21 protein-coding genes are annotated in these 22,591 nt (G+C 64.0%); 4 read left to right on the top strand and 17 right to left on the bottom strand.

Features of this window, described 5'->3' with window-relative positions; all coding sequences use genetic code 11:
• Window positions 1-151 precede the first annotated feature (151 nt).
• Genes NCS58_RS28335 through tssK form a run of 3 tightly spaced genes read right to left on the bottom strand, consistent with a single transcriptional unit; the run spans window position 152 to window position 3,917 of the window.
• Entirely contained in the window at window positions 152-1,834 is a 1,683-nt protein-coding gene (locus tag NCS58_RS28335; RefSeq protein ID WP_086961296.1) for an OmpA family protein, read from the bottom strand.
• Between the two features lie 5 nt (window positions 1,835-1,839).
• Window positions 1,840-2,568, bottom strand: a complete 729-nt coding sequence (locus NCS58_RS28330) for a DotU family type IV/VI secretion system protein (RefSeq protein WP_061119482.1) — start codon at window positions 2,566-2,568, stop codon at window positions 1,840-1,842.
• Window positions 2,565-3,917, bottom strand: a complete 1,353-nt coding sequence (gene tssK, locus NCS58_RS28325; protein WP_061119481.1) for a type VI secretion system baseplate subunit TssK — start codon at window positions 3,915-3,917, stop codon at window positions 2,565-2,567. Before tssK ends, NCS58_RS28330 begins: the two co-directional genes overlap by 4 nt.
• 501 nt (window positions 3,918-4,418) lie before the next feature.
• Between tssK and tssB the strand changes: the two genes are divergently transcribed.
• The 3 genes from tssB (at window position 4,419) to NCS58_RS28310 (ending at window position 7,809) form a co-directional block, all read left to right on the top strand.
• Window positions 4,419-4,931, top strand: a complete 513-nt coding sequence (gene tssB / locus NCS58_RS28320) for a type VI secretion system contractile sheath small subunit (RefSeq protein WP_061119480.1) — start codon at window positions 4,419-4,421, stop codon at window positions 4,929-4,931.
• 45 nt (window positions 4,932-4,976) lie between these two features.
• Window positions 4,977-6,530, top strand: a complete 1,554-nt coding sequence (tssC, locus tag NCS58_RS28315; RefSeq protein ID WP_061119479.1) for a type VI secretion system contractile sheath large subunit — start codon at window positions 4,977-4,979, stop codon at window positions 6,528-6,530.
• Window positions 6,531-6,690: 160 nt separating this feature from the next.
• A complete protein-coding gene (locus NCS58_RS28310; protein WP_061119478.1) occupies window positions 6,691-7,809 on the top strand; it encodes a nucleoside hydrolase in 1,119 nt (372 codons plus the stop codon).
• Window positions 7,810-7,862: 53 nt separating this feature from the next.
• Here the strand turns inward: NCS58_RS28310 and NCS58_RS28305 are convergent, their stop codons facing one another.
• From NCS58_RS28305 to NCS58_RS28240, 14 genes are read right to left on the bottom strand one after another with little or no spacing between them, the layout of a single operon-like run.
• Entirely contained in the window at window positions 7,863-9,281 is a 1,419-nt protein-coding gene (locus NCS58_RS28305; protein WP_061119477.1) for an MFS transporter, read from the bottom strand.
• A 28-nt stretch (window positions 9,282-9,309) separates the two neighbouring features.
• Entirely contained in the window at window positions 9,310-10,527 is a 1,218-nt protein-coding gene (locus NCS58_RS28300; RefSeq protein WP_061119476.1) for an NAD(P)/FAD-dependent oxidoreductase, read from the bottom strand.
• Window positions 10,520-11,485 carry a VOC family protein gene (locus NCS58_RS28295; RefSeq protein ID WP_250478052.1) on the bottom strand — a complete coding sequence of 322 codons (966 nt, stop codon included), beginning with the start codon at window positions 11,483-11,485 and terminating at the stop codon, window positions 10,520-10,522. The genes NCS58_RS28300 and NCS58_RS28295 overlap by 8 nt, the downstream gene beginning before the upstream one ends.
• A gap of 10 nt (window positions 11,486-11,495) precedes the next feature.
• Window positions 11,496-12,986 carry an aldehyde dehydrogenase gene (locus NCS58_RS28290; RefSeq protein WP_250478051.1) on the bottom strand — a complete coding sequence of 497 codons (1,491 nt, stop codon included), beginning with the start codon at window positions 12,984-12,986 and terminating at the stop codon, window positions 11,496-11,498.
• A gap of 14 nt (window positions 12,987-13,000) precedes the next feature.
• Entirely contained in the window at window positions 13,001-13,825 is an 825-nt protein-coding gene (locus NCS58_RS28285) for an aspartate dehydrogenase (protein WP_250538921.1), read from the bottom strand.
• Entirely contained in the window at window positions 13,818-15,485 is a 1,668-nt protein-coding gene (locus tag NCS58_RS28280) for a thiamine pyrophosphate-binding protein (protein ID WP_061119472.1), read from the bottom strand. The genes NCS58_RS28285 and NCS58_RS28280 overlap by 8 nt, the downstream gene beginning before the upstream one ends.
• A complete protein-coding gene (locus NCS58_RS28275) occupies window positions 15,478-16,287 on the bottom strand; it encodes an SDR family oxidoreductase (RefSeq protein ID WP_061119471.1) in 810 nt (269 codons plus the stop codon). The genes NCS58_RS28280 and NCS58_RS28275 overlap by 8 nt, the downstream gene beginning before the upstream one ends.
• Window positions 16,284-17,144, bottom strand: a complete 861-nt coding sequence (locus NCS58_RS28270; protein ID WP_061119470.1) for an IclR family transcriptional regulator — start codon at window positions 17,142-17,144, stop codon at window positions 16,284-16,286. The genes NCS58_RS28275 and NCS58_RS28270 overlap by 4 nt, the downstream gene beginning before the upstream one ends.
• On the bottom strand, window positions 17,141-18,001 hold the full coding sequence (locus NCS58_RS28265) for an alpha/beta fold hydrolase (RefSeq protein ID WP_061119469.1): 861 nt from the start codon (window positions 17,999-18,001) through the stop codon (window positions 17,141-17,143). The genes NCS58_RS28270 and NCS58_RS28265 overlap by 4 nt, the downstream gene beginning before the upstream one ends.
• A 7-nt stretch (window positions 18,002-18,008) precedes the next feature.
• On the bottom strand, window positions 18,009-18,536 hold the full coding sequence (locus tag NCS58_RS28260; RefSeq protein WP_061119468.1) for a cupin domain-containing protein: 528 nt from the start codon (window positions 18,534-18,536) through the stop codon (window positions 18,009-18,011).
• Between the two features lie 29 nt (window positions 18,537-18,565).
• On the bottom strand, window positions 18,566-19,309 hold the full coding sequence (locus tag NCS58_RS28255; RefSeq protein WP_061119467.1) for an SDR family oxidoreductase: 744 nt from the start codon (window positions 19,307-19,309) through the stop codon (window positions 18,566-18,568).
• Window positions 19,302-20,363, bottom strand: a complete 1,062-nt coding sequence (locus tag NCS58_RS28250; protein WP_061119466.1) for an aromatic ring-hydroxylating dioxygenase subunit alpha — start codon at window positions 20,361-20,363, stop codon at window positions 19,302-19,304. The genes NCS58_RS28255 and NCS58_RS28250 overlap by 8 nt, the downstream gene beginning before the upstream one ends.
• 15 nt (window positions 20,364-20,378) lie before the next feature.
• The gene (locus NCS58_RS28245; protein ID WP_061119465.1) at window positions 20,379-20,687 is read right to left on the bottom strand and encodes a recombinase-like helix-turn-helix domain-containing protein; all 309 of its coding nucleotides are present in this window, start codon (window positions 20,685-20,687) and stop codon (window positions 20,379-20,381) included.
• A gap of 1 nt (window position 20,688) precedes the next feature.
• Window positions 20,689-21,006 (bottom strand): non-heme iron oxygenase ferredoxin subunit, encoded by a 318-nt coding sequence (locus NCS58_RS28240; protein ID WP_035500201.1) that lies wholly within the window; start codon window positions 21,004-21,006, stop codon window positions 20,689-20,691.
• A 471-nt stretch (window positions 21,007-21,477) separates the two neighbouring features.
• Between NCS58_RS28240 and NCS58_RS28235 the strand changes: the two genes are divergently transcribed.
• Window positions 21,478-22,551 carry a porin gene (locus tag NCS58_RS28235; RefSeq protein WP_061119464.1) on the top strand — a complete coding sequence of 358 codons (1,074 nt, stop codon included), beginning with the start codon at window positions 21,478-21,480 and terminating at the stop codon, window positions 22,549-22,551.
• The last annotated feature ends 40 nt before the right edge of the window (window positions 22,552-22,591 follow it).

Below are 22,591 nucleotides of genomic sequence, written 5' to 3'. Positions count from 1 at the left end.
CCCTTGATGTCGGCGCCGCCGTCATCCTTGAGCCACATGTATGCGGGAATTGCCATTTACTACTCCTCTTTGGTACTGCCAAGCGATGCCCAGGAAGAATCCTGAGCGACAAGATCCCGGAGAGAGAACCCCGGGGATTCGATTCGCGATGTTACTTCGCGGTATTGGCTTCGTCCGGCACCAGCGTGATCTCGACGCGGCGATTCTTTGCGCGGCCTTCGGGCGTGTCATTGGCGACGATCGGGCGCGTGTCGCCGTAGCCCTGCACCGCGAACTGCGTCGCCGGAATGCCCGAGGCGTCGATCAGCCAGTCGCGCAATGCCGCCGCGCGCGCGTTCGATAGTCTCAGATTGCTGGCGGCATCGCCCGCGTTGTCAGTGTGCCCCGCGACGAGTATCCGCTTGCCGGGATGAGCCTTGATCATTTCGAGGGCCGCGACGAGCGCACGCGTCGAGCCGGGCTTCAACTGCGCCTTGCCGCTGTCGAAGAGCGACATGCTGTCGAGCGTCACCACGGCGGGCGGCGGAGGCGGCGGCTGATAGCTTGCGATTGCCGCATTCAAGGCCGGCAGCAGTTGCGCGCCGTGATACAGGCCGAACGATAAGTTGAGCGGCTCACCGGTGCGGGCGTTGCGATCCAGTTCGTCGCGATCGGCGGCGAGCGAGCGCAGCGCATCGCGCCGGGCGGCGTCGCGATCCGGCGTGATGGACGCGTAGCGATCCAGGTCCGCATGGACGCGATCGAGCAATTCCGTGTTGTGGCGACCCGCGCCGAGAAACGCGGCGCTGGCGGCGAGCGCGGCGATGCCGATCGCGTGCGCGAAGGCGGCGACGCGCGGCGACATGGCGGCGCGGCGCGGCATCGCTTCGAGCAGCGATTGCGGCAGCGGCCACGGCGCGGGCGTTGCATCGAGGTTCGCGGGCGCAATGCGCGTCTGCAATTGAACGTCTTGCTCCCACGGCCTGGACGCATCGCTCGCGGGTCCGCAATCGATCCAGCCCGCGCCGTGAAGCGCCCAGGGCGCGGCCGGCTGACGCGGATCGGTGAGCGTGCCGAAGACCACACGCTGCGTCCAGCCGACGATCGACGCCAGCGCGGCGGCATGGACGGCCGTGTAGCGATCTCCGGCGTGGCGCGAGGCCTCGCTTTCCGCATTCCGGATGACGGCTTCGAAGCGCCCCGCGTCGATGATCGGCGCGCCGGCCGACGCGCTGTGCCATTGGCGCGTGAGGTTCGCATCGCGTGGCGACAGGTTCGTCAGGCGCTGATAGACGGCGATGTAACCCGGCAGGCGCGTGCTGACGATGCGCGAGGCATCGGCGAGCGCCTGACGCGCCACGCGCAGGCGTTGTGAGAGCGCGTCCGCGTCGGCGTGGAGCGACGGCGCGATGCTCAGCACGACGCCGTCGGGCGGATGGCCGTCGCGCCATTGCCGCATCGCGAGCGCGACCTCGGGAAGATCCTGCGGACGATCCACGCGCAGCCAGATCGCGCCATCGCCGATGTACACCAGGCGCGGCTCACGCGCACCGTGATCGAAAAGCGGGGCGAGCGCATCGCCCGTGACGAGCACGAGCGGCATGCGGGCACGCAGATTCAACGGAATGTCGACGGTCGCGGCGCCCAGCGCGCGCAGGATAGGCGCGCTTCGCTTGCGCGCACGTGCGAGTTGCCGCGTGCGCCAGGCGATGAAGGCGGCCGCGGCGATCACGATGCCGGCCGCGCAAGGCCAGTTCCATTCCTTGCCGAACGGCTGCACGAACCAAAGCACGGCGAGCGCGAGAAGCGCTGCGAGCACGACGATCGTGCGCGCCGGATAACCCAACCTTGGCATGTTGCTCACGGCTTGACGGCGTGGGGAATCAACGCGGCGAGTTGCACATCGAGCGCGATGTGCCAGATCGTCCACGTCACGAGCGCGACGGCGCAGCCGAGTCCGGCGATAGCCCACGGCGAGACGCGCCGCAACCAGTCGCCGAAGCGCCGGCCCAGCTGATCGATGACGAGCGAGCGCTCGCCTTCGGGGCGAAGGCGCCCGATCAGCGTATTCAGCTCGGCGATGAGCGCCTGCCGCTCGTTTTCACCGTGAACCGCGTATCGGCCGAGAAATCCCAGGCCGAGAATGGCTGCATAGGATTCGAGCAGATCGACCTCGGGCGCACGCTCGCGCATGCGGAACTCGAGCCGCTCGAACACGCGCTCGCCGCCATCGTGCTGCTTGAATTTCTCGACCTGCAAAGGCTGTGCGGACCATAGCGGCTTGTCGTGGTCGGAGAGGTGCAGCAGAGCGGTTTCGTCGAGCAGCGCGCATTGCGCCTTCACGGCATCGTCGCACACGTCTTCCGGATAACCGCGGCGTTCGAGCGCAGCGCTCAGTTCCGCAACCATCGACGCGCAACGCGCGCGCAACGCAGTGAAATCCCCCGCCCTGCCGCCGGTGGACAGATTCGCGACGAAGAGCGCCGTGTCGCGGAGCAGATCGCGCATGCCGCTCACATGGGCCGGTGCGATACCCGGCGCCGGTTCGACGAGGCCGGGATGAGCGGGAGATGTGGACAGCATGTTCATGAGCGCAGCACCGCGTAGAGTTCGAGCGAGACGTCCGGCACCGAGGTCGGCAGATAAACCTGACATGCGCGCGCGGCCAGCATGCGCGCGTGCGCCGGACTCGCGGCATCGAGCGCGAAGTACTGGTTGTCGAGCCGCACGGGAATCGCCGCCGGCACGCGCTGAACGGCCTTCAGCGGGATGCCCGCGAGCGCGGAATTGACGATGTGATCGACCTCGTCGGGCGCGCCGATCTTGCACAGGCGCGGGATTCGCTCGATGAGTTCGAAGGCGGGCAGCGTCGAGTTGACCGACAGATACCAGTCGGCGGCGCCGTCGGCGATGCGCGTGTCGAGAATCTTGCCGCTCCACGTCGTCGCGTTGTCGTGCGCGAGATCGATCGGCACGACGCGCGACGGAATGATCGCGTCCAGCAGATTGCGGATCATCGATTCGAGCTCCGCGAACACTTCGTCCGCGCGCACGTGATCGTAGGCGGGGATATCCGTGAGCTGTGCGCTCGTGGAGAACGTCATCAACGCGCTGGCGAGCTCGGCCAGAACCGAATACAGCCGCTCGGGCGGCAGGTTCGGATTCGACGCGAGGAACCGCAGCTTCGGCCACGCCGCATGAATGCAGTGCAGGAGCCAGAACAGTTGCACGTCGGCCACGCCGTATTCGGCGACCTGTTCGATGCGTTCGCTGCGTCGTGCGCCGAGCGCAAGGCTCTTCGCCAGCAGGATGTCGGCTATCCGGCCGATGCGCTCGACATGCAGCGTATGCGCGCTCAACGACAGGCAAGGGGGCACGTAGCGCCGGTCGAGCTGGAACTGTCCGCTCGTCGAACGCGTCAGGCGCGCGATGGCGCAAACGGTGTCATCGGCATGTGGCTCGAAGTCGAGAAGCAGGCGCACGGCGTGCCGCTCCGCGGCGATCTCGGTTTCGTCCGTGCCGTTCAGGTCGACCACCTTGACGAATTCGCGATAGGCGCGGCGCGGCCGCGTGAGCGCCGTTTCGTCCATGCGGCAGTTATTGCCATTGGCGTCGGGCAAAGCGAGCGCGGCCAGCACGGTCACACTTTGCCGTTCGGCGCTCACGCCTTGCGTGAGATCGCGCGCGGGCGGCAGCGCCTGCGCGAGCGACGTGTCGATGGGCGTGCCGTCGGGAAAACGCAGCCTGAGCCGCGACAGCTTGAAGCGGCCGGCGGCGAGTGCGTCTTCGTCTACCTCGACGTCGAGCGTTCCCCAAGGTTGCGCGAGCGCGGCCGTCGTGAACTGGCGCAAGGCGAATTCCGTCCACCGCTCCTGCTGCTGAAAATGCTGCTGCGTGAGAATCAGGCCTTCGTGCCAGAGCGGTTTATCGATCCGCATATGTGTATTTGGGTGAGGCTATTCGTCTATATCGGGGAGGGGATTCTATATTCCACCATTTAATTCGTATACCTACTCGTTAAAAAACCTTGATTGCCGATCAGGGAATATGAAATCGCTTGATAACAACAACTTGCCACCTGTCATCCTGCATACGGCTTATTTTCAAGATGGGTTGCGGTCGAGTGTGAAATGTCAATTAGTGTCGGCACCGGAGGTACGCCGCGACTTGCGAATTCGAGGGAGCGCCAGAAGAAGCGCCTGGAAATCCTTTCTCGATCAACGTCATGAGCGGGTTCTGCGCATCTGCTTTGCAGAACATACAGTCAAGATGACGATACTTTTTTAATGATGTGAAACCTGTTCTAATAGGACCCTAATGACGTTCGAACAGTCAAATTCGTAGACTGGGTTTGCTTCGCTCGGTCGGGCAGCCCCAAAAACTGCGGTCCCGCTTTCTCTATATTGAGATGCATGTCATCTATTTGATAAGGATTATTGATGGATAGCTTTCAGAGGGAGATTCCCAAGAGCCGTGTTTCGATCACGCTGGATCTGCATACCGGCGGCGCTCAAAAAAAGGTCGAATTGCCGCTCAAGCTGCTCGTCGCGGGCGACTTCAGCGCGGGACGCGAGCAGGCGCCGCTTTCCGAGCGCAAGAAGGTCAATATCGACAAGAACAACTTCGACGCGGTTCTGGCGGACTACGCGCCGGACCTGAAATTCGCCACCGAAAACACGCTCGCGAACGACGGCTCCGACATGCCGGTGAACCTCTCCTTCCGCTCGATGAAGGACTTCGAGCCGGAGCAGGTGGCCCGGCAGATCCCGGAACTGCAGGCGCTGCTCGCCGTGCGTAATCTGCTGCGCGATCTGAAGTCGAATTTGCTGGACAACGGTACGTTCCGTCGCGAGTTCGAAAAGATCCTGAAGAACAAGGAACTCTCCGACAAGCTGCGCGGCGAGCTCTCGCAGATCGCGACGGCGGCGACGCAGCCCGAAGGCCACGCCTGAGCTCCTTCAGCCTTCAACCGACAAGCTTCCCAGACAGGACAATCGATGAGTAAGAAAGAAGTCCGCGCAAGCGCCGCAGGCGAATCCGTCGTGCTCGACGCTCCGCAAGAGTCGTATGGCGACAGCGTCTATGCATCGCTGTGCAACAAGATCAACCTGAGCCCGGTGCAACAGGCGCGTCCGCTCGAGGCATTTCGCGACAACGACATGCTTTCCGAAGCGTCGGCCGACGAGCGCCTCGCGCGCGGCATGGGCGCGTTCCTCGACCTCGTCGCGCAGACGAGCAAGCCCGTGGACCGTCTCGACAAGTCGCTGCTCGATTTCTTCATCGGGCAGTTGGACCGCCAGATCAGCAAACAGCTCGATTCGGTGATGCACAACCCTGAGTTTCAGGCGCTGGAAGGCCGCTGGCGTGGCCTGAAGATGCTCGTCTCGCGCACGGATTTCCGCAAGAACGCGCGCATCGAAGTGCTGGACGTGTCGAAGGACGCGCTGATCCGCGACTTCGACGACGCGCCGGAACTGATTCAGAGCGGCCTGTATCGCCTGACCTACATCGAGGAATACGATACGCCGGGCGGCCAGCCGATCAGCGCGCTCGTCAGCGACTTCGAATTCGCCAACTCGCCGCAGGACGTGGCCTTGCTGCGCAATATCTCGAAGGTGGCGGCGGCGGCGCACATGCCGTTCATCGGTGCGGTGGGTGCGGCCTTCTTCGGCAAGAAATCGATGGAAGAAGTCGCGGCGATTCAGGACATCGGCAACTACTTCGACCGTGCCGAGTACATCAAGTGGAAGAGCTTCCGCGACACGGACGACGCACGCTACGTCGGCCTCGTGATGCCGCGCGTGCTCGGCCGCCTGCCGTACGGCAAGGACACCACGCCTGTGCGCGCCTTCAACTACGAAGAGCAGGTGAAGGGTCCGGACCACGATCGTTATCTGTGGGTGAACGCGTCTTTCGCGTTCGCGGCGAACATGACGCGCAGCTTCGTGAACAACGGCTGGTGCGTGCAGATTCGCGGTCCGCAGGCAGGCGGCAAGGTCGAGGATCTGCCGGTGCACCTGTACGATCTCGGCACCGGCGTGCAGCCGAAGATCCCGACCGAAGTGCTGATTCCCGAAACGCGTGAATTCGAATTTGCGAATCTCGGCTTCATTCCGCTCTCGTTCTACAAGAACCACGATTTCGCGTGCTTCTTCTCGGCCAACTCGACGCAAAAGCCCGCGCTGTATGAGACCAAGGAAGCGACCGCGAACAGCCGGATCAATGCGCGCCTGCCGTACATTTTCCTGCTCTCGCGCATCGCGCATTATCTGAAGCTGATTCAGCGCGAGAACATCGGTACGACGAAGGACCGGCGTCTGCTCGAACTCGAACTGAACAACTGGATCAAGAGCCTCGTCACCGAGATGAAGGATCCGGGCGACGAGTTGCAGGCGTCGCATCCGCTGCGTGAGGCGAAGGTGATGGTCGAGGACATCGAGGACAACCCCGGCTTCTTCCGCATCAAGCTCTTCATCGTGCCGCACTTCCAGGTGGAAGGCATGGACATCGGCTTGTCGCTGGTTTCGCAGATGCCCAAGGCGAAGAGCTGATTCTCGCGATAGCGCATCGTGTGAAACGCCGGGACGGCTCACGGGCCGTCCCGGCGTCGTCGTTTCAGGGCCGTCCGACGCGCGCTTCCGATCGATCGTAGAATGACTTGCGCCATGCAACGGCGCACCGACTACACAATTCGATTCGGGAGACGACATCATGCGACGTTGCAGCGCGGCATTCCTGATCTTTCCTGTTGTCATCACCTCCATGCTCGCCAGTTGCGGCGGCTCCGACGACGACAATCAACCCGCCTTTTCCAGCGCGCCGAAGATCATCATCGATTCGGACTTCAATACGATGGGCGACGACGGCCAGCTCTTCGCCATGTCGACGCAACTGATGGGCGAGGGCAAGGTCAATCTGCTCGGCCTGTGCGTCGTGACCGGCAACGACTGGCTGCTGCAGGAAGAAGCCGACGCACTGAAGGCGGTCGAGCGCATGGGCGTGCAGGACAAGGTCGGCGTCTATGCCGGCGCGAATTATCCGCTGCAATACGATGTCGCGAGCATTCGCGCGCAGCAGGCCGCGAATCCGAACGGCTACTTCGGCGCATGGATGCGTCCCGAGCCGACCAGCCAGTCGCAACTGACCGCGCCGCCGGACGGCTTCGCAACATCGGCCAAGCTGCAAAGCCAGAGCGCCGCCGACTTCATCGTCGATACGGTCAAGCGCTATCCGAACCAGGTGACGATCATCGAAGTCGGGCCGCCGACCAATCTCGCGACCGCCGTGCGCAAAGCACCGGAGATCGTTCCGCTCATCAAGGGAATCGTCTACATGGGCGGCGCGATGAACGTGCCGGGCAACGCGAACGCGGTGGGCGAACTGAACTGGTGGTTCGATCCCGTCGCGGTACGAACGCTTTTGCAGACGACGATCCCGCAGAGAGTGATTCCTCTCGACGTGACCAACACCGTGCCGCTCACCGAATCGGTCTACAACCAGATCGTCAATCCGCCGACGGGACAGACAGCGGTGACGAAGGTCTACGCGATCGCGAACGCGGGCGCATTCTCGACGAACACCGATATCTACGACACGCTGACGATCGGTTATTTCCTCGATCCGACTTACGCGACGCAGACGCAGAGCGCGTATCTCGACATCGACACGACGCCCGGCGAGGATCAGGGACATGTGAAGGTGTATCCGGACGCGCCGCAGGCCGGTGCGTCGCCGCAGAAGATCACCTACGTGACGCGCTACGACAACGATCGATTCTTCAAGTTCTATGTCGATCTGCTGACGCGGCCCGTCCCCGTCAAATTCCAGTAGCGCCAGGAGTTCAGGACCGGCGATACAAAGCGCCGGCCCTGAACAGCAAAGCATCACACTTCAAGCTGCTCCAGCACCTTGCCCTTCGTTTCGATGCCCATGTAATGCACCGCGACCGCCGCGACGAGCGGCACGACAGCGAGCGCATAGAACGCGACATTCATGTTCCCGCCCATCAGCGTCTTGCCGACGAGCGCCGGCGCGAAGATCGCCGCGATCTTGAGCCATGCACCGCCGAGGCCGCATCCGAACGCGCGGATGCTCGTCGGATAAAGCTCGGGCGTATACACATAAGCGGTGATGAAGCCGCATGCCATGAAGCCGAGCGCGAGGGCGCAGAAGGTTGCGACCACATACACCGACTGCGTGACGAACACGCCCGCGAACACGAGCGACACCGCGCACAACACGAATGACCAGTTGATGACCGGCTTGCGCCCGACCTTGTCTACGATCAGCGCGCACGTCAGCGAGCCGATCACGCCGAGCACGGAAGCCGCCACCGCCAGATTCAGCGCGAGTTGCAACGGCGCGTGATAGACGGTCTTGTAGATCGTCGGCAGCCACGTCGAGAGGCCGTACTGGAGCACGCCGCACGTCATCCACAAGAGCGCGACCGCGATCGTGCGCTTGAGATACGCCGGTCCGATCAGATCCAGGCGGCGGCGCTTCGGATGACGGTTCGCCATCGCTTCGAAATCGGCGAGATTGCCGAGCGGCGGCAGCGGCTGCTTCACGGTGGCTTCGAATGCGCAGAGCGCGTCGCCGGCTTCGCTCATGCGGCCGCGTTCGCCGAGCCAGCGCGGCGATTCCGGCACCAGCGCGCGCAGCAGGAAGAAGAGCACGAGCGGCCCGCCTCCGATGAAGTACATCGCTTCCCAGCCGAAGCGCGGCACGACCCATGCGCCGAGCGCGTTCGATGCGAGCAGGCCGATCGGGAACACGATCTCGTAGAGCAGCACGAAACGGCCGCGCCCATGGGCACGCGTGATCTCGTTGATGTAAGTCGCCGCGACGGGCAATTCGCCGCCAAGCCCGAGTCCCTGCACGATCCGTAACGCGACGAATACCGCGAACGAAGGCGCGAAGCCGCACGCGATGCTCGTCAGGCCGATGATGCCCGAGCTCCACGCGATGGAACGCACGCGTCCATAACGTTCCGCGAGCGACGGGAAGAGGAACGCGCCGATCAGTTGCCCGATCGATCCCGACGCGATCAGAAAGCCGACCTGCCCCGGCGTCAGCCCCCACTTCTGGATGAGCAGCGGCAGCGTCGCCGCGATGACGATGACATCGAAGCCATCGAAGAAAGTTGCCGCGCCGATCAGAATACGTGCGCGCACCTGCATCGCGTTGGCGGGCAGCCGCTCGATGCGCGCGATGATCGATCCCTTCGTGACCGCGTGAGCGGCAGTGGCCGCGTCGGCGACTGTCGTGGCGGTGCCGCCGTGTTGAACCGCCGTATTGCCCATGCTCCTCATGCCTGCTCCCGTCCGTGTGTTATGCGAGTGCCTTCGCCGTGTCCGCGAGCGCCGCGATATCGACCGCGCGCCCCTGGCTCATCCATTTCTTCGCGACCTTCAGATCGCGCGTCGCGTTGATCGCGATCACGCCGCGCAATGCATCGCCATCCAAGAAGAACAGCGATGCGCGACGCGCGTCCAGATCGCCGCGCACGATGGGCACGGCGCCCGGCGGAACGTCGCCGAGAATCTGCAGGTTCACGTCGTACTGATCCGACCAGAACCACGGAATCTCGGCATACGGCGTGCGCACGCCGAGCACCGCGCGCGCCGTCGCGATTGCCTGGTTCTGCGCGTTCGCCCATGATTCGAGGCGCACGCGGCGCTTGAGCCACGCGTTCGGATGATTGGCGACATCGCCGCACGCGAACACGTGCGCATCGTTCGTCGCACCGAATTCATCGACGACGATGCCGTCGTTCACGTCGATGCCCGCGCGCTCCGCGATTCCCGTATGCGGCGTCAGTCCGATGCCCGCGACCGCGAAATCGGCCTCTACGGTCGTGCCGTCGGCGAGTTGCGCGCGCACGCCGTCGCCATAGTCGTCGAGCGACACGAGCGATGCATTCAGCCGCACATCGACGCCGTTATCGCGATGCAGCTTCAACAGGAAATCAGACACGCTTTCAGGCACGGAACGTCCGCACAGACGCGGCGCGCCTTCGACGACCGTGACATCGACGCCGAGCTTCTTCGCAGTCGCCGCGACTTCCAGGCCGATCCATCCGCCGCCGATCACGAGCAAGCGCTTGCTATGGCTTTCGCGCAGGCGCTTGCCGATGAGCATTGCATCGTCGAGCGTGCGCAGATAGGCGAGATGCGAGGTCTGCACGAGCGAGGCCGGCAGCCGCCGCGCCGCCCCGCCGGTCGCGATGACGAGGCGGTCGTAGTGCACTTCGCGTCCGCTCGCGGTGCGCACGATGCGCGCGTCGCGATCGATCGATTCCGCGCATTCCGGCTGCCACGCTTCGACGTTCAGTGCGGCGAACGCGTCGTGATCGACGAGCCGCACGGTGTCGATATCGGCATCGCCTGCGAGCACGGCCTTCGACAGCGGCGGCCGCTCATAGGGAAGATGAATCTCGTCGGCGACCATCACGAGGCGGCCATCGAAGCCTTCCTTGCGCAGCGTCTTCACAATCCATCCCGCCGCCTGGCCGCCGCCGATCACCACGACCGTTTGGAGATCAGCCATTTTTGCGCTCCGTCATGAACTTGCCTTCCGGCGCCTTCGCGTCTTTCTGGCGGCGCGTGTTGCCGTCGAGACCGCCATCGACGGCCCACTCCGCGAACACGGTCGGGCCAGGCTCGAAATCGCGCGGTTGCCATTCGGGCGTGAGTACGTCTTCATCGGCGTAATACTCGATGAGACCGCCCGCCGGATTCTTGAAGTACCAGAAATACGCCGACGAAACCGGATGACGTCCCGGCCCGAGCTGCGTCGTCCAGCCGCAGCGGCTGATGTGCAGGCCGCCGCCGAAGACCTCGTGGATATCGCGCACGGTGAACGCGACGTGATTCAGGCCGCGCTTGCCATCGGGCAATTGCAGAAGAAACAGATCGTGATGACCGCCGTGCGGCGCGCAGCGCATGAACGCGCCGCGGCCCGGATAACGATCCGAGGTCTCGAAGCCGAGCAGTTCGTGATAGAACTTCTCCTGCTCCGCGACGCAGTTCGTGAAGAACACGACATGCCCCACTTCCACCGGCTCCGCGCGCTCGTAGACAGGACTCGGCGTATCGACGCGCAAGGTTTGTCCCCACACGTTCGAGGGCGAGCCCTTCACGTCGATGTCGCGTTTCTTCGTGACTTCGACGCGTATCGCCATGCCGTTCGGGTCGATGCAGCCAATTGCGTCATCCGCTTCGAAGTGGCCGGGCTGGCCCGCGAAGCGTTGGCGCAGTGCGTCGAGTTCTTCGCGCGTCGCGACGGCCCACGTGACTTCGCGCAGCGTCGGACCCGCTTCGAAGGCGGGCGCAAGCGCGGGGTCATCGGCAAGGGCGAGCAGCACTTCGCAGCCGTTCAGGGTTTCGAAACGCGCGCGGGTTTCATCATGCGCGACTTCCTTCAGGCCCCAGTCGGCGAAGAAGCGCCGGCAGGTGTCGAGGTCCGTCACGCCGTAAGTGATGCGTTCAATGCCAAGAATCGTCATGGCAACTCCTTCAGTTCGCCCACGGCAGCGGGGCGTCGTTCAAGCCCCAGTAGAGACTCTTCTGCTGCATGTATTCGCGCAGGCCCAGGCGGCCTTTCTCGCGTCCCATGCCGCTGTCTTTCCAGCCGCCGAAGGGCGTCGAAATGGAAAACTGCTTGTAGGTGTTGATCCAGACCGTGCCGGCGTTCAATGCACGCGCCATGTTCCATGCACGCTTGTAGTCGCGCGTCCAGATGCCTGCCGCGAGGCCGAACACGCTGTCGTTCGCCTGTTCGAGAAGCGCGGCTTCGTCGTCGAAGGGCAGGGCGGCGAGCACTGGTCCGAAGATCTCCTCCTGACACATGCGCGCGTCGTTCGTGAGACCTTCGATGATCGTCGGCAGGTAGAAGAAGCCTTTTTCGCGGCCATCGCCCGTCGGGCGTTCGCCGCCGCACAGGAGCGTGCCGCCTTCTTCGAGACCGAGCGCGACGAAGCGCTCGATGCTGTCGCGATGCTGCCCCGTGATGAGCGGGCCCATCTGCGTGTTCTCGCGCGCCGGGTCGCCGACGCGCAGCTTGCGCGCGCCATCGACGAGCCGCGCCATGAATTCGCCATACACCTTGCGTTCGACGAAAAGCCGCGAACCCGCGATGCACGATTCACCCGACGAACTGAAGATGCCGTACAGCACGCCATTGACCGCGTGATCGAGATCGGCATCGGCGCAGACGATGGTCGGCGACTTGCCGCCGAGTTCGAGCGATACGGGCATCAGCTTTTCCGCGGCGAGCCGCGCGATGCCGCGACCGACTTCCGTGCCGCCCGTGAACGCGACTTTCTTCACGAGCGGATGGCGCACGAGTGCATCGCCGATCACGGAGCCCTTGCCCGGCAACACACTGACGACGCCCTTGGGCACCCCCGCTTCCTCGCAGATGCGCGCAAGCGCCAGCGACGCGAGCGGCGTCACTTCGGCGGGCTTCAGCACGACGGCGTTGCCGGCGGCGAGCGCGGGCGCGAGCTTCTGCGCGTCGGAAGCGATCGGCGAATTCCACGGCGTGATCGCCGCGACGACGCCGAGCGGCTCGTGCACGCTCATCGTCAGATAGTCGCCGCGCGAGGGCGTGAGTTCTTCTTCGAGCGTTTCGAGGCACGACGCGAAGTAGCGGAACGTGTTCGCCGCGCTCGTGACGAGGGCGCGCGTTTCGCTGACCGGCTTGCCGTTGTCGCGCCGCTGCAAGTGCGCGAGCGCTTCGTGACGCGCTTCGATCAGGCCGGCGATGCGATGCAGAACGGCCGCCCGCTGATGCGGCTTCAGGCCGGCCCAGTCCGCCTTCCTCCAGGCGCGATCCGCGATCTCGACGGCTTCGCGCGCATCGTCGGCATTCGCCGTGCTGATTTCCGTGTTGACGGTCTGATCGGCGGGATAGATGCTCGCGTACGGATTGCCGCGTCCTTTGCGCCATTCGCCGCCGAGAAAGATATCGCCGGAGCTCACGAGCGAAGTGTCGGGATGATTCATCGTTCAAAACTCCTTCAGATGACGCAGCGCGCGGCGCGATTGCGCAACGCACGGATCGCGCTGAACGCGGTGAGCGCGGATGTCTTGGGATTCGACGGCAGCGGCTTGCCGCACATTTCGAGCGACATCTCGCCGAACGCGCCGCGCGCGACGATGCGATGCACGTTGCGCTCGACAGCCGGATCGGCGATCAGTCTCACGCGCGTGCCGTCGAGGCCGAGGCCGGCTAGCGCGATGGTCGCCGCGACGTTCGCATTCTTCGGATAGAGCCGTGCGGCGTCGCGCGCGGTCCCTTCGAAAATGACCTGTTCCGCGGTCAGCGACTTCAGATCGCACACGCTTTCGGCGGGCGTGCCGAGCCAGCCGAGCGGCGGTTTGCGGCCGGTGTACTGCACGTCGTCGAGGCCGCCTTCCTTCGCCGCGGCGAGCGCATCGACGCCGCCGATCGCGCCCGACAACAGCGTGATCGTGGCCGCGCCTTCATCGGCGGCGCGGGAGAGCGCATCGAGCAGGCCGGCTTCGGACAGCGCGCCGATCGACGCGACCGCGCAATCCGTGCCCGACTTCAAAAGCGGCACGACGTGATCGACGAGCGCCGCGTGTCCCGCGCATTCGAGCGCGAACTCGGGATGGCTCGCGAGCGACTCGACGTGCGAGACGACATCGACCCGGTCGCCGAGCACCGAGCGCACGTGCGCGCGATCGCGCTGCGGCACGATCACATGCGAGATGCGCACGAGCGGATCGTTTTCGAGCGCCTGAAACACCGCCGAGCCGATCGCGCCGAAGCCGATCATCGCGATATCGAGCGCATGCGGCGCGTTACGTGGATCACGCATATTCCGGCTCCTTCGGTTCTTCCCTCTTCACCGGCGGGCCGGCGAACGCGGTCGCGAACGAGCCGACCGACAGCATGTCCACTTCGATGAGCACCGGACCGTCGATGGCGAGCCCTTCGCGCACGATGTCATCGGCCTGATTGAGCGACGTGATGCGGCGATGCGTGAGTCCGAGGCTCGCGCAGAACTGCGCGAAATCCGGCTGATGCAGATCGACGAACATGCGGCGTCCGCCGTACTGCGCGTCCTGAATGTTGCGGATGACGCCATAGCATTGATCGTTCATCAGCACGATCATCACGTTGGCTTTTTCCTGCACGGCCGTGGCGAGTTCGCCGACATTGACCATGAGTCCGCCATCGCCGACGAGCGCGACGGTCTTTTTCGCCGCGCCCGAAAGCGCCGCGCCGATCGCCATCTGCATGCCCTGGCCGATGCCGCCGCCGAGCGCATGCACGCCCGCGCGCGGATTGAAGATCTTGAGCAGGCGATTGCCCCACGTGCTGTTCGAGATCGTGACGTCGCGCACCCAGTTGTAATCGCGGCCGACCGCGCGTTGCAGGGAATCGACGAGGCGCTTGTACGGTCCCAGCCCCTTCGATACTTCCGCGACCGCCGTTTCGCGCGCGGCGGCGAGATCGCCCGCGAACGCCGGATCGACACGGATGCGGCCTTCGAGCAGCGTCGCGAGTTCGTCCAGCACGCGCGATGCATCGCCATGCACGAACAGTTCGTTGCGATAGCCGCGGCTGTCGGCGAGCGCATCGGCGTCGATGCGATAGAGCGGTTGCGGCAGCGCGAGCTTGTACTTCAGCGTTTCGTTGCCCCGCAGACGGGAGCCGACGACGACGAGCGCATCGCACGTCTTGTAGAACGCTTCGACCGACGGATGCACGTTGAACGCGCCGAGCGTCGCCGGATGATCTTCGGGCAGCACGCCGCGCCCCTGCACGCTCGTCACCACGCCGAAGCCGAGCTTGACCAGCCGCTCGACCGCGCTGCGCGCATGACGCGTGCCGCCGCCGAGCCACAGCAGCGGGCGCCTGGCGTTCGTCAACGCATCGGCGAGCTGCTTCACGCGCAGGCTGTCGTGCGTGAGCGTGCCGACGTGCGGCGCGGCCAGATCGGCGGGCCATTCGATTGCGGCGGCCTGGATGTCGATCGGAATCTCGACGCTCACCGGACCGGCCGGCGCAGTCAGCGCGACGCGCACGGCTTCGCGGATCGTCGGCAGTGCGGTTTCGACCGTGCGCACGCGGAACGCGGCCTTCGAGATGGATTGCAGCATCGTCAGTTGATCGGGCGCTTCGTGGATATACGCGAGATCCCGATCGAGATATTCGGTTTCGATCTGCCCCGTGATGTGCAGCAGCGCCGTGCCCGCGGTCAGGGCTTCGACCATTGCGCCGGCCGCGTTGCCGGCGGCGGTGCCCGTCGACGTGAATGCGACGCCCAGTTCGCCCGAGACACGCGCGAGGCCGTCGGCCATGTTCAACGCGCCCGCTTCGCCGCGTGCGCCCACATAGCGGATATTGCCGCGGCGGCCGATCGCATCGAGAATCGGCATGTTGTGAATCGAGATCACGCCGAACGCCGTGCGCACGCCGCATTGTTCGAGAAACGCGGCGATCAGTTCGCCGACCGTGGTTTTTTCAGACATGACGAGCAAAGCCTCCGGAAACATCGATATGGCTGCCGGTCGTGTAGGACGACAGCGTTGTTGCGAGATAGAAGAGCGCCTGAGCCGCTTCTTCGGGCAGGCCGAAGCGGCCGAGCGGAATGTTTTTCTTGCGCGCGAGCTCGCCGGTCCATTCCTGCCAGCTCTGGCGCGGGTCTTGTGCTTGCTGGAGATAATCCTGGTAACGCCGCTTCCACTGCCCCGATTCGACGATGCCGATCAGAATCGAATTCACGCGGATGCGTTGCGGCGCGAGTTCCGTCGCGAGCGATTTCACGAGGCTCAGCACGCCTGCGCGCGCCGACGAGGTCGCGACCATGTGCGGTTCCGGCTGCAACGCGAGCAGCGAATTCACGCAGACGATCGCGGGCGCGGGCGCGTCTTCGAGCATCGGCAGAAAGGCGCGCGTCGGGCGGATGATGCTGAAGTACTTCAGCTCCAGTTCGTCGCGCCAGGCGTCGTCGGCCGTATCGGCGAAGGTGGACACGCGGCCTTGTCCCGCGTTGTTCACGAGCATGTCGACGCGGCCGAAACGCGCCTCGATGCGTGAGGCGAAGGCGTTCACGTGGTTCTCATCGAGCACATTGCAACGTGCAGCGAGCAATTGCGCTTGCGGGAATTCTGTCGCGAGCGCGGCTTGCGCGGCTTCGAGGCGTTCGGCGTCGCGTCCGCAAATGGCGACCGATGCGCCCGCCTGCAAAAACAGGCGCGCCGTCGCGAAGCCGATGCCCGACGAACCGCCGGTGACAACGGCGACCTGCCCTGAAAGATCGATCTGAATCATTGCAACCCCAGAGACTTCATGTATCGGCTCGATGCACTTGCGCGCGCGGCCGGGCGATAGTTGAGACGCAGCGAGAGCGCATCGGCGGCCTCGCGTACCTTGTCGATGAGGCCGCTTTCGAGCAATGCGGCATCGATTTCCGGACGCGGGATCGTCGTCGTGATGACGGCGACGATGCGTCCCGTGTCGTTGCGAACCGGCGCGGTGACGACCGAAATGCCGCGCTCGAACGACGATTGGCTCGTCGCGTAGCCGCGTTCGGCGTCTTCCTTCACGCGCTCGAACAGTTCTTCCACGGTTTCGGGCGTCGACTTCGTGAAGCGCTCGAGATGCTGTTCGGGATACAGCGCGCGCAATTCATCGAGCGACAGATCGCCCATCAGAACGTGACCGTGCGTCGTCGCATGCGCCGGCAGGCGCGTGCCGACGTTCACCTTCACCGAACTGAAGATCGGCGCGTGACTCTGCGCCTTGGCGACGAAGACGACATCGCGGCCATCGCGAATCAGGATGTGACTCGTGAGACCGGTCGCATCGCGCAGCGCCTCGATGATCGGCAGGCCGAGATCGGTCAGTTCGAGCGAGCTCAGGTATTCGAAGCCGAGGCGCAATACGGCCACGCCCAGGCGGTAGTTGCGGTCCTTGTCCGCGCGCTCCAGAAAGCCGAGCGATTCGAGCGTCTGAAGCAGCCGGAACACCGTCGTGCGCGGAATGCCGAGGCGCCGCGACAGTTCCGGCGCGCCGAGCACGGGCTCGCGCGGCGAGAACTCGGTGAGGATCTTCAGTCCGCGTTCGAGCCCCGGCACGATGTAAGTCGGTTCGCCTTTATCGGCTTCTTCCGTGGCAATGGATGTCATTGCGGTACTCCGTCTTTCATGTGACATTCGATGCCCTGGCAAAACGAGTCGATCAGCGCGGTATGGACGGCGGGAGATTCGACATAACCCGCGTGGCCGGCACGCGGAATGACCTGCAGGCCGACGTGCGCGGCCTGCGCGATCGGCGCGCACGCAGCGGGCGGCGTGATCGCGTCGTCCGCGCCCACCGCCACCGCGATGCGTCCATGAAAGCGCGCGATATCCGCTGCGAGGTCCGCGTTCGCGAGCAGATGCGTCGCTTGCGCGTAGCCTTCGGGGACGATGCGCGCCATGTTCCAGCGGACCCATTCGCGCGCGGTGTCATCGGCATATTGCGAAACCATGTTCGCGCTGCGCTCGCGTGCGAGTCCTTGCGCGCCGAGTTCGTCGAGCATCTTCAATCGTGCATCGCGCTTCGATTCACGCACTTGCTTCGAGGCCGCGCCGTAACCTGCAGCGGGCGAAATCAGCAGCAAGCCCGCCACACGCTCCGGCGCATGTGCAGCGAACGAACCCGCGATGATCGCGCCGAGCGAATGGCCGACGAGCACGCAGCGATTCACGCCGAGCGCATCGAGCCACGCGGACAACGCGTGCGCATAATCGGCCGCAACCGGCGATTCATTCGCGACGCGAGTGGACACGCCATAACCCGGCGCATCCCACGCGAGCACGCGACGCGTCGCGCCGAGCGCGTCGAGTTGCCGAACCCACGACGCCGCACCGGAGCCGATCCCGTGCAGCAGCACGACGGGCAGGGTGCGCAGATGCGACGCACCTGCCTCGCGATAACCCGTGATGCCCTGAGCGGTATCGATGTGCATGTCCGGAAAGCGCGCGAGCGTCTCGATGTTCATCGCAGTCTCAGCGCTTCAGCTTGGCCAAGGGCGAATCGGGCGGATACGTCGGCGTGATGGGCTTCGACGCGCCGAGCATCACGCACATCAGCGCGTCTTCGTCGCCGATGTTGATTTCCGTGCGATACACGCCAGGCGGCACGGAGATGAGATCGCGCTCGCCGAGCACGGCTTCCCACGTCTGTCCGTCCTTCTCGCAGATCACCTTCATCTTTCCGCGCAGCACGAAGAAAATCTCTTCGACGTCGATATGAATATGGCTCGGCCCGATGTTGCCGGCGGGAATGACCATCGTCGAAAACGTGAAGCTGCCTGCGGGGACGGTGTTCATGTCCTTCGCGACGCCCGTGCCGCCCGTGCCCACATAGCGCATCTGCGCGCGGCGATACTTCGGGTCGTAATCGGCCTGGAACTTGAGCGCGTCCCAGTCGTAGCGGCGCGTCTCGAGCCGCGCGACGCGCGAGTTCATCCATTGCTCGAAGCTCGCGTCGGCGGGCTGATCCCACGATTTACGTTCGATGTCGGCATCTGCCATTGCTTTCTCCAGGTTCTGTATAGAGCGAATCAATTCATCACGAAGCCGCCGTTGACCGGCAGCAACTGGCCCGTCACGAAGCGCGCCGCATCCGAGAGCAGGAACAGCACGGGGCCGTTCACGTCGTCGGACGTTTGCGCGCGCGTCAGTGCGCGGCCTTTGAGGTAGTACTCGTGGCGCTCGGCGGGCACGTAGGCGGTGGCTTCCACTTCGGTGAGGCCGGGCGCGATCGCGTTGACGGTCACGTTGCTCGTGCCGAACTCGCGGGCGAGCGAACGCGTCATCGCGATCACGGCGCCCTTGCTCGCGACGTAGGCGAGCAGCTTCGGCGCGCCCCACAACGCCGTATCCGATGCGATGTTCACGATCGCGCCGCGCCCCGATGCCTTCAGATGCGGCAGGCACGCGACGCTCATGAGCCACGACCCGCGCACGTTGACGTTCATCACGGCGTCCCACGTTTGCGGCGTGAGTTCATCGGCGGACTTGCCGCCCGAATTCGTGATCGCGGCGTTGTTGATGAGGCCGTCGAGGCCGCCCAGCGCTTTCACGCTTGCATCGACGAATGCGGAGATGCTCTGCGGCTCATTCAGATCGAGCGGGAAGAAGTGCGCTTCGGGCAGTTCACGCGCGAGCGCCTCGCCTTCCGCATGCAGCACATCCCCGAATGCGACGTGCGCGCCGCGCTCAACGAGCGCCCGGACGAACGCCGCGCCGAGTCCGCGAGCGCCGCCTGTGACCAGCACGCGGCGGCCGTCGAGCGCATCACGCATGAACGTGCTCCGTGTTCTTCGCAAGCGCGTCGAGGGCGGCGAGATGCTGCTGCGCACGTTGCTTCAGCATGCGGCGCACACGCGTCATGCCGACATCGTGCTGATAGAGGAACTCGTGATCGCGCGCGTTCGGCGCGAGGCTTTCGAGCACGTAGCGGTCTTGTTCCAGCACGGCCCAGTGCAGGCCTTCGAGACGATTGCGATACAGGAAACGCCACGCATCGCGTTGCCATCCCGAGACCTTGCGCGTGCGCCAGAAATAGACCTGGCAGTTGTCTTCATCGACGGGCGTGGCGAAGCCGATGATCCCGAAGTTGCCGCCCGGACCGAACTTCTTCTTGTACGGAATCGCGAGGCGCATCCACAGGCAGCCGGTTTCGCCCAGTTCGACCCAGTCGAAGTTCACGTCGCGCTGATTCACCTTCTCGAACATGAGGCCGGTTTCGGTCTTGCGCACGCGCATGTCGGCCTGCTTGTCGCCTTCGGCCATCGAGTGCGATGTCGCGTGCAGATAAGCGCCGTGCATCGGGTCCATCACGTTGTCGATCGCGTACTGGTAATTGCACTTCCAGTGGGACATGCAAAGGAAGCTCGCGTATTCATCGCCGACGAGTTCTTCGGGAAGCACGAGCGGCGCGGGTTCCTTGTTGGCGTCGTCGCCGAACCAGAGGAAGATCGCGCCCGCGCGTTCTTCGACCGGATACGACTTCACGCACTTCTGGCCTTCGAGCGGGCATGCCGACACGGCGGGCACTTTCTGCACGGTGCCGCTGCCATCGACTTCGATGCCGTGATACCAGCACGCGACGCTGCCGCCGAGATTCCAGCCGAGCGACAGGCGCGCGCCGCGATGCGGGCAGCGGTCTTCGAGCGCGTGCACTTTGCCTTCGTTGTCGCGCCAGAGGACGATCTGATCGCCGAGGCGCGTCAGGCCGATGGGCGCGTTCGCCACTTGCCAGCCAGGCGCGACGGGATACCAGTAATTGCGCAAGCCGCGATCGAGATAAGCCTGAACGGGATCGACGGCGACGGTTGTCTGCTGAGAGGACGTCATGGAAATGCTCCTTCTTTAATCGGCGAGCGTGCGCAGCTCGGTGGCGAGGCGCTCGGCGGTCCACGTCGTGCCTTCCGGCGTGCGAAAGCCGTCCTTGTTCAAGCCCGCGACCACTTGCTCCAGTTCCAGCGCGCCCGCTTCGAAGACGCGTTCGAGCGCGTCGCCGAAGTCGTTTTCGTATTGCGTCGGCTCGGCCTTGCGCGTTTGCCAGATGAAGTTCTCGGTCTGACCCGGCTTCTCGATCACGCCCTTGCCGGCGACGTTGTTCGGCTGCGGCGCGAGCCACGGCTTGAGATGCGGGTTGAAGTTCACGACTTTTTCCATGTCACGCCACCTTGATCTGGATTTCCTCGCCGGCGAGGCGCACCGAATACGTCTTCAGGTCGCGGCCGCCGGGCTCTTTCAGGCATTTGCCCGTGGGGATGTGAAACACCGCTTCGTGCAGCGGACATTCGACGGTGTCGCCATCGACGAAACCCTGCGTCAGCAGCGCGTATGCGTGCGGGCAGACGTTCTCGAGCGCATACAGCTCGTCGCCCACTTTGTAGATACCGATCTCCGCGCCGTCGTCGAGCTTGAATTCGATCGGTGCGTCTTCCGACAGATCGCCGGCATGCCCGGCGCAGCGCCATTGTTCAGACATCTTTCACCCTTCCTCTGGTTCGTCTGTGTTCCACTAAAGGAACAGCAGTTCGTGTATGGGCATTATAGGAGTGGTCTGAGCCCGGGAAAATAAAAAAGTGGATATCTAGGTGAAAACACTAGATTGCTGGTCGTTCAGGCGTTCGTCTCACGTCTGATCTGACGTATAAACGTCCGTTCGACATTGATTCGTAAGCTCTTTTTGCTACGAACGAGACGCATCCGACGTGCCTTAAGGGTCTACCCGAGGTCGTCTGAAAATTTATTGTTTTGGCGCTGCAAATCTCACTATACTTTCCATAGGCAGTACGTTGATCCATATATGGAACATAACGGGCGATCAACAAGACGCCTCCCGGACGGTGCGAAGCAGGGCCATCGGGAACCGGGATAAAGCGCAGTAACGGCGACAAGCCGCAACGGGACAGCGGGCACAGCCCGCCCTTGAACCACACGGTTAGGAGAGCGAAGGGTGAAGCACATCATTGCAGCGGGGCTCATCGGAGCCGGGGTTGCGACCGGGGCGGCCGCGCAGAGCACGGTCACGCTTTACGGCAGCCTCGATGCCGGCATCGCATATATCAACAATGTCGGCGGCCATCCGAAATGGATGGAGGAGCAGGGCAACATGCAGCCAGACCGCTGGGGCTTTCGTATCGTCGAAGATCTGGGTGGTGGCCTGAAGACGGTGGCGCAGCTGGAGAACGGCTTCTATACCAACAGCGGCAATTTCGCGAAGGCCGGCACGCTATGGAATCGTCAGGCGTATCTCGGGCTGGATCAGGAGAACGTCGGCACGCTGACGCTCGGTCATCAGACGCCGTTCAGCTTCGACATGCTCGGGCCGCTCTCCACCGCGTATCTCGCGGCGAGCTGGTATGCGTTCCATCCGGGCAACATCGACCAGCTCGCGGACACCGGCGTCGTGCCCTACGACAACTCGGTGAAATTCCGCTCGGCGAATTTCTACGGCTTTTCCGCCGGCGCAATGATGGGCCTCGGCAACACGACGAACTTCTCGACGGGCCGCAACTACGGCTTCGGCATCACGTATGCGAACGGTCCGTTCAAGGCGGCGGCCACGTATTCGAACGAGCACAATCGCACGCCGGCAATCGCGACGACCGGTCTTACGACTTTCCAGGGCCAGCCCGCCGCGACATACATGGCGGACAAGCAGGAAGTGATGGGCGCGGGCGCGTCGTATGAGATCGGCAAGTTCGTGGTGCACGGTCTTTATACGCGCGTGAAGTTGCAATCGAACGGTCAGTCGGACACGTTCCAGTCATACGATGCGGGGCTGACTTTCAAGCCGGTCGCGTGGAACTGGATTGCCGGCGGCGCGGCCACGACGACCTTCGCGGGTGGCCGCTGGACGCAGTTTGAAATCGGCGATATCTACATGTTGTCGAAATCGACGCAACTCTATGTGAACGCGCTGTACGAGCACGCGACCGGCGGTGCGAAGGCCGCGTTCTTCACGGCGGGCGTGTCGAGCACGGCGAATCAGGTCATCGTGCTAGCGGGTATTCATCACTCGTTCTGACAGCACTTTTTTCGTGGAATCAGCGTTGCCCTGGGGAGGG

Origin of the sequence: Caballeronia sp. INML3B (genome assembly GCF_023631305.1) — a bacterium.
GTDB classification, from domain to species: Bacteria; Pseudomonadota; Gammaproteobacteria; order Burkholderiales; family Burkholderiaceae; genus Caballeronia; species Caballeronia turbans.
Note: the sequence above shows the minus strand (reverse complement) of the source record. Positions and strands in the feature narration are given on the sequence as shown.

Coding starts and splice junctions, on each gene's coding strand:
- NCS58_RS28295 (WP_250478052.1), bottom strand. CDS start 11,485: ATGACGATTCTTGGCATTGAACGCATCACTTACGGCGTGACGGACCTC.
- NCS58_RS28335 (WP_086961296.1), bottom strand. CDS start 1,834: ATGCCAAGGTTGGGTTATCCGGCGCGCACGATCGTCGTGCTCGCAGCG.
- NCS58_RS28290 (WP_250478051.1), bottom strand. CDS start 12,986: ATGAATCATCCCGACACTTCGCTCGTGAGCTCCGGCGATATCTTTCTC.
- NCS58_RS28275 (WP_061119471.1), bottom strand. CDS start 16,287: ATGATTCAGATCGATCTTTCAGGGCAGGTCGCCGTTGTCACCGGCGGT.
- NCS58_RS28265 (WP_061119469.1), bottom strand. CDS start 18,001: ATGAACATCGAGACGCTCGCGCGCTTTCCGGACATGCACATCGATACC.
- NCS58_RS28300 (WP_061119476.1), bottom strand. CDS start 10,527: ATGGCTGATCTCCAAACGGTCGTGGTGATCGGCGGCGGCCAGGCGGCG.
- NCS58_RS28330 (WP_061119482.1), bottom strand. CDS start 2,568: ATGAACATGCTGTCCACATCTCCCGCTCATCCCGGCCTCGTCGAACCG.
- NCS58_RS28245 (WP_061119465.1), bottom strand. CDS start 20,687: ATGGAAAAAGTCGTGAACTTCAACCCGCATCTCAAGCCGTGGCTCGCG.
- NCS58_RS28240 (WP_035500201.1), bottom strand. CDS start 21,006: ATGTCTGAACAATGGCGCTGCGCCGGGCATGCCGGCGATCTGTCGGAA.
- NCS58_RS28250 (WP_061119466.1), bottom strand. CDS start 20,363: ATGACGTCCTCTCAGCAGACAACCGTCGCCGTCGATCCCGTTCAGGCT.
- NCS58_RS28260 (WP_061119468.1), bottom strand. CDS start 18,536: ATGGCAGATGCCGACATCGAACGTAAATCGTGGGATCAGCCCGCCGAC.
- NCS58_RS28270 (WP_061119470.1), bottom strand. CDS start 17,144: ATGACATCCATTGCCACGGAAGAAGCCGATAAAGGCGAACCGACTTAC.
- NCS58_RS28280 (WP_061119472.1), bottom strand. CDS start 15,485: ATGTCTGAAAAAACCACGGTCGGCGAACTGATCGCCGCGTTTCTCGAA.
- tssC (WP_061119479.1), top strand. CDS start 4,977: ATGAGTAAGAAAGAAGTCCGCGCAAGCGCCGCAGGCGAATCCGTCGTG.
- tssK (WP_061119481.1), bottom strand. CDS start 3,917: ATGCGGATCGATAAACCGCTCTGGCACGAAGGCCTGATTCTCACGCAG.
- tssB (WP_061119480.1), top strand. CDS start 4,419: ATGGATAGCTTTCAGAGGGAGATTCCCAAGAGCCGTGTTTCGATCACG.
- NCS58_RS28285 (WP_250538921.1), bottom strand. CDS start 13,825: ATGCGTGATCCACGTAACGCGCCGCATGCGCTCGATATCGCGATGATC.
- NCS58_RS28310 (WP_061119478.1), top strand. CDS start 6,691: ATGCGACGTTGCAGCGCGGCATTCCTGATCTTTCCTGTTGTCATCACC.
- NCS58_RS28305 (WP_061119477.1), bottom strand. CDS start 9,281: ATGGGCAATACGGCGGTTCAACACGGCGGCACCGCCACGACAGTCGCC.
- NCS58_RS28255 (WP_061119467.1), bottom strand. CDS start 19,309: ATGCGTGATGCGCTCGACGGCCGCCGCGTGCTGGTCACAGGCGGCGCT.